The organism is Clostridium sp. 16K-1-R1 (assembly GCF_023921145.1).
Lineage (GTDB): Bacteria > Bacillota > Clostridia > Clostridiales > Clostridiaceae > Sarcina > Sarcina perfringens.
This window is the reverse complement of record NZ_CP046515.1, coordinates 834,346-847,336: the sequence shown is the minus strand read 5'-3', so window position 1 is coordinate 847,336 and position 12,991 is coordinate 834,346. Positions and strand designations below refer to the sequence as shown.

Below are 12,991 nucleotides of genomic sequence, written 5' to 3'. Positions count from 1 at the left end.
AATTAAACATTACCACCTTAAATACGTATTGTCAATATTTAAAATTATTTAAAAATTCGTTTTTTAGATGATTTTAGACGTATTTATATTGTTTTTATTAATTAAAGTTCGTATTTAAGAATAAAAATAGAGATATATTAAAAGTCTCGAATAATATTTTTTAATATATCTCTAATATTTTTAGTCTTCTCTTAAAAGATTTATATCCTTTCCTTCTAGAATCTTATTCATATTTCTTATAGAGCACATTTTTCCACACATTGTACAACTATCTTTATGTTCAGGAGTAGATTCTTTTCTATATCTAATGGCTTTTTCACTATCTATAGCTAAAGAAAACATCTCGTCCCAATCTAGTCTTTTCCTAGCATCACTCATTTTATTATCTATGTCCCTTGCCCCAGAAATTCCTTTTGCTATGTCAGCTGCATGAGCCGCTATCTTTGTGGCAACTATTCCTTCCCTTACATCCTCTAAATTAGGAAGTCTTAAATGTTCTGCTGGTGTTACATAACAAAGAAAATCTGCTCCATAAGAAGCTGCCATAGCCCCTCCTATAGCACTTGTTATATGATCATATCCTGGTGCAATATCAGTTACTATTGGTCCTAAAACATAAAATGGTGCTCCATGGCATAATTTTTTCTCTAATAAAACATTAGCTTCTATTTCATTCATTGCCATATGCCCTGGACCCTCTATTATTACTTGTACATTTCTTTCCCAAGCTCTTTTTGTTAGCTCTCCAAGAGTAATTAATTCTTTGATTTGTACAGCATCAGTTGCATCAGCTATTGAACCTGGTCTACAAGCATCCCCTAAACTTAAAGTTAAATCATACTTTTCACATATATCTAATAATCTATCAAAATATTCATAGAAAGGATTTTCTCTATTATTTAATTCCATCCATGCAAAAAGAAGAGATCCTCCTCTAGAAACTATATTAGTAAGTCTTTTATTTCTTCTAAAAGTTTCAATTGTTTCTCTATTTAATCCAGCATGTATAGTAACAAAGTCAACTCCATCCTTTGCATGTTTTTCTACAACTTCAAAAAATTCATCAACAGTTATATCTTTAAGCTCTTTATCATAGAAACCTACTACATCATACATTGGTACAGTTCCTATCATAGCCGTAGAAACTTCTACAAGTCTTTTTCTAAAATCATAAGTTTTACCATAATTACTTAAATCCATTATAGATTCTGCATTCATATCTATTGCTTTTTTAACTTTTTCTAACTCTAATTCTATATTGGCACAGTCCTTTGAAATTCCTAGGTTAACATTTATTTTAGTTCTTAACCCTTGTCCAACACCTTCTGCACTTATACTTTTATGATTTTTATTAGCTGGTATTACAATTTTTCCTTCAGCCATTAAATTCATTAAAGTTTCAATATTAATTCCTTCTTTTTCTGAAACTACTTGCATTTCCTTTGTTATTATTCCTTTTTTAGCAGCATCCATTTGAGTTGTATAATTCATATTAGTTCTCCTTATTTTAATTTTTTAACTGCGCAGTTAAATTAATATAGGATCCTATTTTTTTATAAAAAATAAAAGCTTGCCATAAGGCAAGCTTAATAAACACTTATATAGATACATTTATAACTTTTTAAAGTATAAATATAAATAAACAACAGTTTATGCTTCCCTACGGTAGTACTAACTACATCAGGTTTTAAGGGTTAGATAGATATTATCCTCTCAGCATATAAAATGCACCCCTAGCACTTACGATTAAATATTCACTTTTTTTAAATTATACTATCAATTTTTTTCAATTTCAAGTAAATTTATAAAAATAAGTAATAATATACTTAATAATTATTTAAGCTAAATATAAAAAATATACTAAATTAAAACCAAGTAAAATATAAGTAGAAATTAAAAAAGCTTTAGAATAAGTTCCTATCTCATTCTAAAACTTTCCTAACTATTCCGATTTATATATTATAATTTAAGTTTTCTCTACAAAACAATGGAATTTTAAAAGCCTGTATGACCAAATCCACCGCCTCTATTTACACTTTTAAGTTTAGAAACATCATCTGTTTTTATAAAATTAGCTTTATAATATTTTGCTAAAACCATCTGAGCAATTCTATTTCCTTTTTTTATGTATATAGTTCCATATGGATTTCCGTTCTTATCTAAATAAATATATGTTTTTAATAACTTTTTATAAGCTTTTTTTCCTTCATCCTCATAAGAACTTATATCATGTCCTTTAGATTCTAAATAGTCGCTTAATCTTACTTCAGTATAATTATTTTTTAAATCATCTAATATACTTATATCATTAGCTATCTCATAAGGAAGATTGGCTATATTATAATTATTTTCTAAAATTACTGATATATCACTAACTGAATCAGCATCAATAGTTCCTATTGAGTTTGAAATTTTTAAGTTTGTTCTTAAAGAAAGTCCACTTCTAGCCCTAATTTGAAGCTCCATATTATCAGGAATTGCAAACTTTAACCCTAGTGGAATTGCAACCTTTTCAAAAGGTCTTATAACCATATCCTCTGCTGCAAAAAGGTCTGCTCCTGCGGCTAATGGTGTTTCATATTTAGGTGTTTCTCCATTTTTATCATATTGAATATATACATCTCTCACTCTTTGTTCTCCCGCCATAAAATTCACCTCCATCTTTAGTAAAAATTATATTTTAAAATCCCCCTATTAACAAATGTGTAAATCATCCATATTCTTAATTGAAAGTTGTATTATTAACATTTTGTTAATATATTTTCTTTATTCTTACATTTACAACTTATTACTTTTATTAAGAATTTTTTTATAGAAAAACTTAATTTTCTATAAAAAAATAACAGGTTTAATCTCTCTAACCTGTTACTTTTTACTTATTTAAAATTATTTTTAAAAATTATTTCTATTCATGTTATATATACAAATTCCAGCAATAGCACCTGTTATAAATACAGTTGCTAAGTTCCATATCTTAAATATATAAACTCCAAAATAATGAACTAACACAATTAAAATTAAAGCTATAACTATGTGGATAATCCATTCCCACTTAGGCTCTATTTTAAAAGCTCCAAACATTTTATCAGTTAACCTTATTTTTTTATCAATTAATCCATATAAAACAGCAAATAGAATTGTTGATATAACAAACACTAATGCTTCCAATATATTTTGTAATAAAAGCATTCTATCCATAGTTTCTTCCCTTTCAATTCATCCTTAATAGCTATATTATACCATTTTAAAGAATAGTAAGTGAACTTTACAATTAAAATTAATATATCATTTAGACTTTAAATCCACCTAATCTATGGAGATAATACTATTCCTTATTTTTAGTCTAAACCTAAAGAATAAACTAATAAAAATATATCTTTTTACAAATTATTTTTTAAAGGAAGCAATTAAAATTCCAATAAAAATTCCATTTATACTTGAAACTACAAAATTTCCAATCCCATAAGGAATACTTAAGTATTTAAATATTATGTAACTTAAAACTAAAACTATTATTGCAGTTATTATAACTATTAAATCATATATAAACTTATCCTTAAAACTTTTATGTCCCCACAAAATTCTAGTATTACTATCCCTAAGTTTATATAAGAAAAATAACACTATAATTATTCCAATAACAGTACTTGTATGTTGAACTAACTTATATATATAAATTTCTTCTCCACCAAATAGTATAATTTTTTGTCTAAGCCAAGTGATATGACGCACAAAGAATCCAGTTTTATGAGTAAATCCATCCCACAAAACATGGGTAATCATTCCTAATAAAGCCGAATATATGAAAACAATTACTTCTTTCCATGAATGCAAGCCAAATTGTTCTGTTCTTAAGTAACCATACCAGTTATCTAAAGGTCTCGGCAAATGACTTATAAGTGGAGATTTTATAAAGTTATGAAAAATATACGCTAATAAAATACATAAAGGCAAATTTAATATAAAAAAGCCTAATATTTGGTGTCCTAAATTTCCATAAGGTCTAAAATTAAGAAAATATATAAAATCTGGAGCCATACTCCCTAAAATTAAAGCTGTAAAATTAAACTTTTTATTCTTTAAAAAAACCACAGCTGCTGGATGCGCTAGGGTAAAAGGCATACTTACTCCCCCTTATTATATTGAATATTATCCAATTATAACATATAAAAGACTAAGTAAAAACGACTAAAATTTTTCTTTTAACCCATTAACATGAAACCTATTTATTTGAATTATTTTTTTGTACTAAATAAATAAGAATATTATTCAAAAGAAATATTATAAAAAATATTATTTTATTTATTTGAGACTGTACTGAAGTTATTGCAAGAAACAAAATAACATTAATTATTAATAACCATAACTCATGCTTCTTTAAAAATTCCATTTTAATTTAAAACTCCTAATATTTCTTCCCCATATTTATTGACCTTCACCTTAGCCAATCCCTTAACTTTCATAAGCTCTTCTTTATTCTTTGGCATTTTATCTAAAAGATCATTTAGAGTCTCATCATTAAAAATGCAATAAGGAGGAAGTTTTTCTTTTATTGCAAAATTTATTCTTAATTGTTTAAGTTTTCTCCTCAGTTCTTCTTTATTTTTATTACTTAATATTTTACCTTCATAAGATTTATTATCTCTATTAAATAAAACCTCATCATTAAAATTATCATTGTTTGATTTTTCTTCACTGTACACTTCTGACTCTTTTTTTATAAAATCCTCTTCACTTAAGGAGTATTTTTTATAATAATCAAACTCTATAGGTTTATTATTTTCTAATAAAAATTTACCTATTGAATATTCTACTTTATCTAAAACCTTAAAATCTTGCTTTATCTTATGATAGTTTAATTTCTCTTTTATAAAAGATGTTAATTGATCATATTTTATAATTTGTGATTTTATTTCCTTTGGTGCTTTATACTTATTTATTACACTTTTAGAGTTTGCAATTACTACACAAGAATATATAGGGTATTTTTTTATCATTTTATTTTTCTTTAAATAATCAGTTAATACTCTAACATGTCTTTCATTTTGAGCTACTGGACTATATATTCCTTCTTTTCTATAAACTTTTCCTTCTTTATTTTTAAAATATCTTATAAATTCTCCTGACTCATTTACAGTTATATCTCCACTTAAGGCCTTAGTTTCTAAGACTAAAATAAAACTTTTAGTTATTAGAATATAATCCATTTGGGCAACTGATTCCCCATCCTCTATCCTAATATCATGTAAAGCTAACATTGGTATATAGGAATTTTTTATTTCATAACTAACATTTTTTTCTCCCTCAATACCATAAGTTAAGTACATAATATCTCTATCTATTAATTTCTTTTTCTCACTATAAACTTTTCCACTAAGAATTTTTAAATCTTCTAATTGTTTATTATTCTCATTGAATTCTTTAAGCCATGTAGGGCCCTTTATAGAAGAAATTCCGAAAATAATTTCTTTTAACATTTATATACTACCTCCTATTAACATTTCATTCATATTGTAGCATATTTTGTAACTTTTTGTTAACACTGTATTTTTAAGCTAAAATCATAAAATTAAAAAGTGTTAGAAACATTTAAAAATAATTGCTTCTAACACTCTTCCTTAATTATTAAAAATTACTTATTTAATGTTTTTACTGATACTTCACCTGAATTTAAGTATTCTATTTCACCATTTTCATACTTAACAACTAAAGCTCCCTCATCAGTAATATCAATAGCCAATCCTTTATTCAGCTTATTGTTCTTTAAAAAACTTACTTCTTTTCCTAATACTAAAGATAAAATTCTATACTCTGTCATTATGCTTTTATCCTCTAGATTTTCACATAATTCAAAAAGTTCATTTAAAATCTCAGCAACTAACTGATTTCTAGTAATAGTTGGCTTTTCTCCTCCAAATATTGATCCTGCAATATTTTTTATATCTTCAGGGAAATCCTTTGAATCAGTTTTAAAATTTACCCCAATTCCAACAACAACATTCTCAACTCTTCCACTCTCAAAGTTTCCTGTTGCCTCTGTTAATATGCCGCAAATTTTTTTATCATCTAAAAATATATCATTAACCCACTTTATTTTAGGTCTTTTTTTAGTTAATGTTTCTATTGCCCTACAAACAGATATGGCTGCTGAGGTTGTTATATGTATGGCCTTTGAAAGTTCTATGTTAGGTCTTAAAATAACACTCATATATATCCCTTTGTTAGAAGGTGAAAAGAACTTTCTTTGAAATCTCCCCCTACCTGCTGTTTGTTCCTCTGCAATTAATATGGTTCCATGTGGTATATCATTATCCATTAAAAGCTTCTTAGCTTCTTGATTAGTTGAATCTATAGTTTTATACACCCTTATATAGTTTTCACGGTATTTAGGATTTAAAAATATTTTTATTCCCTCTGCTGATATTAAGTCATTATCCTTTGTTAATTGATATCCTCTATTGGTAACAGCAGAAATATTGTAGCCCTCTCCCCTTAAGGATTTTATAGCCTTCCATATAGCTGCCCTAGAAACTGATAAATGTTTAGCCAATTCTTCTCCTGATATACTTCTCTCCCTATTTTCTTCTAGAATCTTAAGTACTGACTCTTTAACCGACATTTAACTAGCCCCCTAATTTATTTCTATTATTCATATTAAAATTACTTTTCTTTAATTAATACTCTCCTTGATTATATTTTTTATGCCTATTATTGACAACCTTTTTTAATATTTAAGTCTACAATATAAATCTCAAAATAATTTTCTATATAAAAAAAGGCTAGCAACTTTTAATGTTACTAACCTTTCCATAAAAATTATTTAAATTCTATTGCTCTAATTTCTTTTAATGATTTTAAAACATCCTCATTAATATTTCCTTGTGCTTCTTCTAAGATAGCATAAATATTTCTAGCCTTTTCTAAGATGTTTTTTATGTTTTCATTTACTTCGTATTTTTTATAAACTGCAACAAAATCAAAAATTATTGCCAATGCTCTCTTTAAATTATCTCTTAAATTGTCTTTAAACCCTGGTGTTCCTAAAACATATTCATTTGAAAACACTTTAGGTTCCTCTAAGTATATATTTAATTTTTCTTTTACTAAAGACACAGCATTTAAATAATCATCATTACAAGTTGAAATTAAACCCTCATTAATTTTTATGTCTTTTTCCATTTAAATCATCTCCTTAACTCTTTCATTAGTTCTTTAAAGATAATTAATTATAGTGTTTGTGTGGTTTTTTTATTTATATAAAAAATTTTGGATTCTAATTGATAAAGTACTAAAAATAATAAATATTTATTCTCAGTAATATGATTATATCCTACAAAAAGAAAAAAGAAAATAATTTTCCAATTTTCATTTAAATTTTTCTTAACAATAAGAAATTTACTCTTTATTATTTAAGCTTATTTTTTTATTTTCATGTATAATTTAAATAAAAAAACTTAGGTGGTGTTTAAGGTGAATTATATTGAAGATATAAAAAATTATATTCCTTTTAACGAACAGGAAGAAAGGGATAAAGAACTATTTTTAAGATGCTTAAATGATTTTCATGATATTTTAACAAGAGATAATACAATTGCTCATTTAACTAGCTCAGCCTTTGCTGTAAATAAAGAAAGAAATAAATTTTTAATGATTCATCATAACATATATAATTCTTGGGCATGGACTGGTGGTCATTCAGATAATGAAAAAGATCAACTAAAAGTTGCAATAAAAGAATTAAAAGAAGAAACTGGAGTTAAAAATCCTACTCCTCTTTTAGATAAAGCTTTTGCATTAGATGTGTTAACAGTAAATGGCCACATAAAAAGAGGAAAATATGTTTCATCCCATCTTCATTTAAATCTTACTTATTTAATAGAATGCTCAGAAGATGAAACTCTTATGCTTAAAGAGGATGAAAATAGTGGTGTTATGTGGATTCCTTTTAATGAAATAAGTAAATATTGCAGTGAACCTCATATGATTCCAATATATGAAAAGCTAATAAATAAGCTAAAAACTCAAAGTAAATTTTAAAGAAATAAAAAAATTTAAGCTATGTTTTAATTAAAACATAGCCTTTAAATTTAATATTTATTATAAAATTTAGATAACTTTTTTAACACTCTCTTCTTTATTTCCTCTTGAATCCCATCTTTTTAAGACATAAGCTGATAAAAATGCAGCTATTAACATAATCCATATTAAGGAGCTTGGGAAAAATAAAACTAATAAAAGTAAAGTAACTACAGCATTCCTTAAAACTGAACTTGTAAATGCGGTTGTAACTATAGTAACTGTGACAACTGGATCAATTGAGAATATTGCTGAAAGAGCATATCCCATTGAAACTCCTGAAAATACTACTGGGAATATATGTCCACCTCTCCATCCAGTAGATAGGCACACCTCTGTTAAGAATAATTTCACCAAACTAATTAATATAAGAATTCCTATTGATAAACTACTCCATTCTTTAACTAACACTTTTACTTCATGCTCTCCTGAAAATAGTGTATATGGTAACCATGTTCCCACTATTCCCAAAATTATGCCTCCAATTAATGCCCTTATTATTTTATAATTTTTTAAAGGTAAAAAAATCTTATGTAGAATTTTCCCATACCCACCATATAGTAATGCCATTAAAATTCCACAAATTATTAGTGGAATTATTGATATTATTTCACTCATTCCGAGATTAAAACTTCCAAAATGAACTATAAAAGATGGTCTATTGTCAATTTGTGATAATAATATTAAAACACCAAATCCAGCAGCCGTTGTTATTGAATAAACTATTGTTTTAATATTCTTTCTTACACTTGAATCATCATCTTCTATCAATGGAGTTAATCCTATTAATGGTGCATGAAATATAAGTCCTATCGTAGCTTCCATACTAAATTCTGTTACTAAACTATCATACTTTTCTAACTCTTTATCCTTAACAATCCACTTTAAAAAATCTCCAACTAAAGTAGAAAGTCCGCCTATAATATTAACAAGAGCAGCTTCAGGTCCTAAACTAGCTCCAAAAAATAGTGTAATTAAAGCAGATACACAAGCCTTTGGAACATTTTTGTAATCTACTCTCTTAGTTTCTTTAAATTCTGCCATAACTTCTGGCATAAGTTTTGGATATTCCCCTAAATATTTTTGACATAATCCTACTAAAATTCCACCAATACTACATACTAATATTGTCCAGTATGGTAAATTAAACTTTCCTGGTAGTTCATTCCACATAAAATGTATTCCTGAACTAACAACATACAAAAAGAGCCAACTAACAGCTCCTACTATCCCACCTAGAACTATTCCATAAAGAATTAAAATTCCTAAACTAAAATATTTTTTCATTCCTAAAGTTTCTCCTTAACTAATCCTTTGTTTTGTAATATTTAAGTATCCTTATTTATAATACCATATATTAATCCCAATAATGCAAATACCACATAATCCACATCAGTTGATATTTTTAATCTCAAAAGTTCATATACCGCATTTATAAACATATAATTAAAATTAAATATACTTAATATCCAAGCAATTAATAGACCCCATAATAATCCACCTAACACTTAATCCCTCCCATATCTCACCAATGTAAAAATATCAATATTTTAAAAGATAACTTATTAATCCTATTAAAGCAAAAATAACATAATAAAAATCTTTTGATGTTTCTATATCACAAACTTCATATATAGAATTTATAACCATCTTGTCAAAGTTAAATAAACTCAAAATTCATGCAACAAATAGTCCTCCTAATAATCTACTTAGCATCCCCTACCCCTGTAAAAATCCTAATTTAATTTTTCCTTTTAAATTTTAATTACTTATTAAAAGTTAATTTTTAATCATTGTATTAATAAAATATGGACTTAATTTAGAAAAATAATTTTCTAAACTAAGCCCATATTTTTACTATTTCATTGGATTTTTAGAAGTTGATGTCCATTGATTATCTCCTGCAGTTTTAGGCTGTCTGTCTTTTGCAGGAACCATGTTAGGATCTACAGTTGTTGATACCCATTGATTATTTGTTGCTGATTTTAATTTTTTTCCCATGACTAATTACCTCTTTCTATTTTTTATTGAAACTTGTTCAACCTTATTTTTTGTAATTATATTTTTTTCATCCTAGGTATTTATTAGAAACTTTAATTGACTTATTTTAAACTTTTGATATATAATATATAAAAACTGAATCATTAAAAGCTTTGATTAGGAGTAGTAATATTACCTCATAGCCTAAAGAGAGTTGTGGTTTGCTGTGACACAATGGTATGAAAATATGAACTTGCCTATGAGCATATGTGTGAAAAAAAGCACATACGGGAAAAACCCGTTATAAAATCGAGTGAGGAAAAGAAATTTTCCTAATAAGAGTGGTACCGCGAATATCCTTTCGTCTCTTAAATTTTAAGAGATGGAAGGTTTTTTTATTTGTTTTTATTTGATTCTAGCAAATAATATTAATTATATAGACTTAGAGGAGGATTAGTTAATGGGTAACTATAGTACTGCCATAGATAAGAAATGGCAAGAAAAATGGGCTGAATCAGGCCTTTATAAATTTGATCCAAATAAAGAAGGAGAGAAACTTTACGTTTTAGAAATGTTTTCATACCCTTCAGGTAGCCAATTACATGCAGGTCACTGGTTTAACTATGGACCAGTTGATTCATGGGCTAGATTTAAAAGAATGCAAGGATATAATGTATTCCAACCAATGGGATTTGATGCTTTCGGTTTACCTGCTGAAAACTTTGCTATAAAAACAGGAATACATCCTCAAGATTCTACAATAAAAAATATAGCTAAAATGGAAGAACAATTAAAAGCTATGGGAGCTATGTTTAACTGGGAAAACGAAGTTGTAACTTGCTCACCTGAATATTATAAATGGACTCAATGGCTATTCCTAAAATTATACGAAAAAGGATTAGCTTATAGAAAAAAAGCTCCTGTAAACTGGTGTCCATCATGTCAAACAGTTCTTGCTAATGAGCAAGTAGTTGATGGAGCTTGTGAAAGATGTTCAACAGAAGTTACTAAAAAAGATCTTACTCAATGGTTCTTTAAAATAACTGATTATGCTGATGAATTATTAGATAAATTAGATGATTTAGATTGGCCAGAAAAAACAGTTTCTATGCAAAAACACTGGATAGGAAGATCAACTGGTTCTCAAGTTAACTTTAAAGTTAAAGATAGCGATTTAAACTTTGATGTATTCACAACAAGAGTTGATACTTTATGCGGAGTTAGCTATGTTGTTTTAGCTCCTGAAAATCCATTAGTAGACGAAATAGTTTCAGCTGAACAAAAAGAAGCTGTTGAAAATTATAAAGAAGAAGCTAAAAAACAATCTGATATAGAAAGACAATCTATTTCAAGAGAAAAAACGGGTGTATTCACTGGTGCATATGCTATTCATCCATTAACAGGTAAAGAAGTTCCTATATGGGTTGGAGACTACGTTCTAGCAACTTACGGAACTGGAGCTGTTATGGCTGTTCCTGCTCATGATGAAAGAGATTTTGCTTTTGCTGAAAAATTCAACCTTCCAATAAATAGAGTTATAGAAGCTAAAGATGGTAGTGAAACTAACCTTCCATTCTGCGAGCACGGTATATTAGTTAACTCAGGTGAATTTGATGGATTAACTACAGATGAAGCTAAAGAAAAAATAGTTGAAAAACTAGCTTCAATGGGTCTTGGAGAAAAGAAAGTTAACTTTAGATTAAGAGACTGGTTAGTTTCAAGACAAAGATACTGGGGAGCTCCAATTCCTGTAGTTTACTGTGAAGAATGTGGTATAGTTCCTGTACCTGAAAGTCAATTACCAGTTGAATTACCATATGATGTTGAATTTGCTCCAGATGGAAAATCTCCACTAGCTAAGAGCGAAGCATTTGTTAATACAACTTGCCCTCACTGTGGAAAACCAGCTAAGAGAGAAACTGATACTTTAGATACTTTCGTATGTTCATCATGGTATTACTTAAGATATCCTGATAATAAAAATACTGAGGCTCCATTTAATCCTGAATTAATCAACAAAATGTTACCAGTTGATAAATACGTTGGTGGACCTGAACATGCTTGTATGCATCTTCTTTACGCAAGATTCATAACTAAAGCCCTAAGAGATATGGGATACCTAAACTTTGATGAACCATTTACTTCATTAACTCACCAAGGATTAATCTTAGGACCAGACGGATTAAAAATGAGTAAATCAAAAGGAAATACAATATCTCCTGATGATTATATAAAAGAATATGGTGCAGATGTATTTAGAATGTACCTAATGTTTGGTTTTGCTTACACTGAAGGTGGAGCTTGGAGTGATGATGGAATCAAATCTGTAAATAGATTCGTTGAAAGAATTGAAAGAATTATAGATACTGCTAGAGAAGCAATCTCAAAAGGTGAAAATAATAAAACTACAATGGATAAGGCTGAAAAAGAGCTTAACTATTGGAGACACAATACTATAAAATCTGTTACAGATGATACAGATAAACTTCAATTTAATACAGCAATAGCTAGAATGATGGAATTCATAAATGCTTTATCTAAATATACTCAAGAGAAAGAAATGAATCTTGATTTCTTAAAAGATGTAGTTTCTGATTATTTAAGATTATTAGCACCATTTGCACCTCACTTCAGTGAAGAACAATGGAGCTTACTTGGAAATTCATACTCAATCTTCAATGAAGCATGGCCAAAATTTGACCCTAAAGCTTTAGTTAAAGACGAAGTTGAAATAGCTATACAAGTTAACGGAAAAATCAAAAACAAAATAATGGTTTCTTCTGATTTAGATGAAGAAGGAATAAAAGCCGCTGCTTTAGCTGATGAGAAAATCATAGCTTCAACAGAAGGAAAAACAGTTGTAAAAGTAATAGTTATAAAAGGTAGACTTGTAAATATAGTTGTTAAGTAATATAATATTAACGTTGCAAATTTT

At 27.6% G+C, this 12,991-nt stretch carries 12 protein-coding genes, 1 riboswitch and 1 other annotated feature; of the genes, 2 read left to right on the top strand and 10 right to left on the bottom strand.

Features of this window, described 5'->3' with window-relative positions; genetic code table 11:
- Positions 1–180: 180 nt before the first annotated feature.
- The 7 genes from thiC to GOM42_RS03650 form a co-directional block, all read right to left on the bottom strand.
- Positions 181–1,491, bottom strand: a complete 1,311-nt coding sequence (gene thiC / locus GOM42_RS03680) for a phosphomethylpyrimidine synthase ThiC (RefSeq protein WP_003456962.1) — start codon at positions 1,489–1,491, stop codon at positions 181–183.
- Positions 1,492–1,640: 149 nt separating this feature from the next.
- A riboswitch (TPP riboswitch) is annotated at positions 1,641–1,745 on the bottom strand.
- Positions 1,746–1,995: 250 nt separating this feature from the next.
- Positions 1,996–2,646 (bottom strand): aminotransferase, encoded by a 651-nt coding sequence (locus GOM42_RS03675; RefSeq protein ID WP_003457021.1) that lies wholly within the window; start codon positions 2,644–2,646, stop codon positions 1,996–1,998.
- 246 nt (positions 2,647–2,892) lie between these two features.
- Complete coding sequence (locus GOM42_RS03670) at positions 2,893–3,198, bottom strand: hypothetical protein (protein ID WP_003457108.1); 306 nt, start codon at positions 3,196–3,198, stop codon at positions 2,893–2,895.
- 189 nt (positions 3,199–3,387) lie between these two features.
- Positions 3,388–4,122: a DUF4184 family protein gene (locus tag GOM42_RS03665; RefSeq protein WP_003456936.1), complete on the bottom strand. Its 735-nt coding sequence runs from the start codon at positions 4,120–4,122 to the stop codon at positions 3,388–3,390.
- Positions 4,123–4,391: 269 nt separating this feature from the next.
- Positions 4,392–5,477: an NERD domain-containing protein gene (locus GOM42_RS03660; protein ID WP_078233405.1), complete on the bottom strand. Its 1,086-nt coding sequence runs from the start codon at positions 5,475–5,477 to the stop codon at positions 4,392–4,394.
- A gap of 155 nt (positions 5,478–5,632) precedes the next feature.
- A complete protein-coding gene (locus GOM42_RS03655; RefSeq protein ID WP_003468427.1) occupies positions 5,633–6,619 on the bottom strand; it encodes a biotin--[acetyl-CoA-carboxylase] ligase in 987 nt (328 codons plus the stop codon).
- 197 nt (positions 6,620–6,816) lie between these two features.
- A complete protein-coding gene (locus tag GOM42_RS03650) occupies positions 6,817–7,179 on the bottom strand; it encodes a hypothetical protein (protein ID WP_003456924.1) in 363 nt (120 codons plus the stop codon).
- Positions 7,180–7,470: 291 nt separating this feature from the next.
- On the opposite strand from GOM42_RS03650, the gene GOM42_RS03645 reads away from it, so the two are divergent.
- Positions 7,471–8,037, top strand: a complete 567-nt coding sequence (locus GOM42_RS03645; protein ID WP_003456967.1) for an NUDIX hydrolase — start codon at positions 7,471–7,473, stop codon at positions 8,035–8,037.
- 69 nt (positions 8,038–8,106) lie between these two features.
- Here GOM42_RS03645 and GOM42_RS03640 read toward each other — a convergent pair whose 3' ends face one another.
- From GOM42_RS03640 to GOM42_RS03630, 3 genes are all read right to left on the bottom strand, one after another.
- Entirely contained in the window at positions 8,107–9,363 is a 1,257-nt protein-coding gene (locus GOM42_RS03640) for a chloride channel protein (protein ID WP_078233404.1), read from the bottom strand.
- Positions 9,364–9,404: 41 nt separating this feature from the next.
- Complete coding sequence (locus GOM42_RS03635; RefSeq protein ID WP_003457032.1) at positions 9,405–9,584, bottom strand: hypothetical protein; 180 nt, start codon at positions 9,582–9,584, stop codon at positions 9,405–9,407.
- Between the two features lie 349 nt (positions 9,585–9,933).
- A complete protein-coding gene (locus tag GOM42_RS03630) occupies positions 9,934–10,077 on the bottom strand; it encodes a hypothetical protein (protein ID WP_003453032.1) in 144 nt (47 codons plus the stop codon).
- Between the two features lie 143 nt (positions 10,078–10,220).
- Positions 10,221–10,428, top strand: a binding site (T-box leader).
- Positions 10,429–10,516: 88 nt separating this feature from the next.
- On the opposite strand from GOM42_RS03630, the gene leuS reads away from it, so the two are divergent.
- Complete coding sequence (gene leuS / locus GOM42_RS03625; protein WP_003457020.1) at positions 10,517–12,967, top strand: leucine--tRNA ligase; 2,451 nt, start codon at positions 10,517–10,519, stop codon at positions 12,965–12,967.
- Positions 12,968–12,991: the final 24 nt, after the last annotated feature.

Excerpts from the sequence above, each read along its gene's own strand:
- thiC (WP_003456962.1), bottom strand. The coding sequence starts at position 1,491 with ATGAATTATACAACTCAAATGGATGCTGCTAAAAAAGGAATAATAACA.
- GOM42_RS03675 (WP_003457021.1), bottom strand. The coding sequence starts at position 2,646 with ATGGCGGGAGAACAAAGAGTGAGAGATGTATATATTCAATATGATAAA.
- GOM42_RS03670 (WP_003457108.1), bottom strand. The coding sequence starts at position 3,198 with ATGGATAGAATGCTTTTATTACAAAATATATTGGAAGCATTAGTGTTT.
- GOM42_RS03665 (WP_003456936.1), bottom strand. The coding sequence starts at position 4,122 with ATGCCTTTTACCCTAGCGCATCCAGCAGCTGTGGTTTTTTTAAAGAAT.
- GOM42_RS03660 (WP_078233405.1), bottom strand. The coding sequence starts at position 5,477 with ATGTTAAAAGAAATTATTTTCGGAATTTCTTCTATAAAGGGCCCTACA.
- GOM42_RS03655 (WP_003468427.1), bottom strand. The coding sequence starts at position 6,619 with ATGTCGGTTAAAGAGTCAGTACTTAAGATTCTAGAAGAAAATAGGGAG.
- GOM42_RS03650 (WP_003456924.1), bottom strand. The coding sequence starts at position 7,179 with ATGGAAAAAGACATAAAAATTAATGAGGGTTTAATTTCAACTTGTAAT.
- GOM42_RS03640 (WP_078233404.1), bottom strand. The coding sequence starts at position 9,363 with ATGAAAAAATATTTTAGTTTAGGAATTTTAATTCTTTATGGAATAGTT.
- GOM42_RS03630 (WP_003453032.1), bottom strand. The coding sequence starts at position 10,077 with ATGGGAAAAAAATTAAAATCAGCAACAAATAATCAATGGGTATCAACA.
- leuS (WP_003457020.1), top strand. The coding sequence starts at position 10,517 with ATGGGTAACTATAGTACTGCCATAGATAAGAAATGGCAAGAAAAATGG.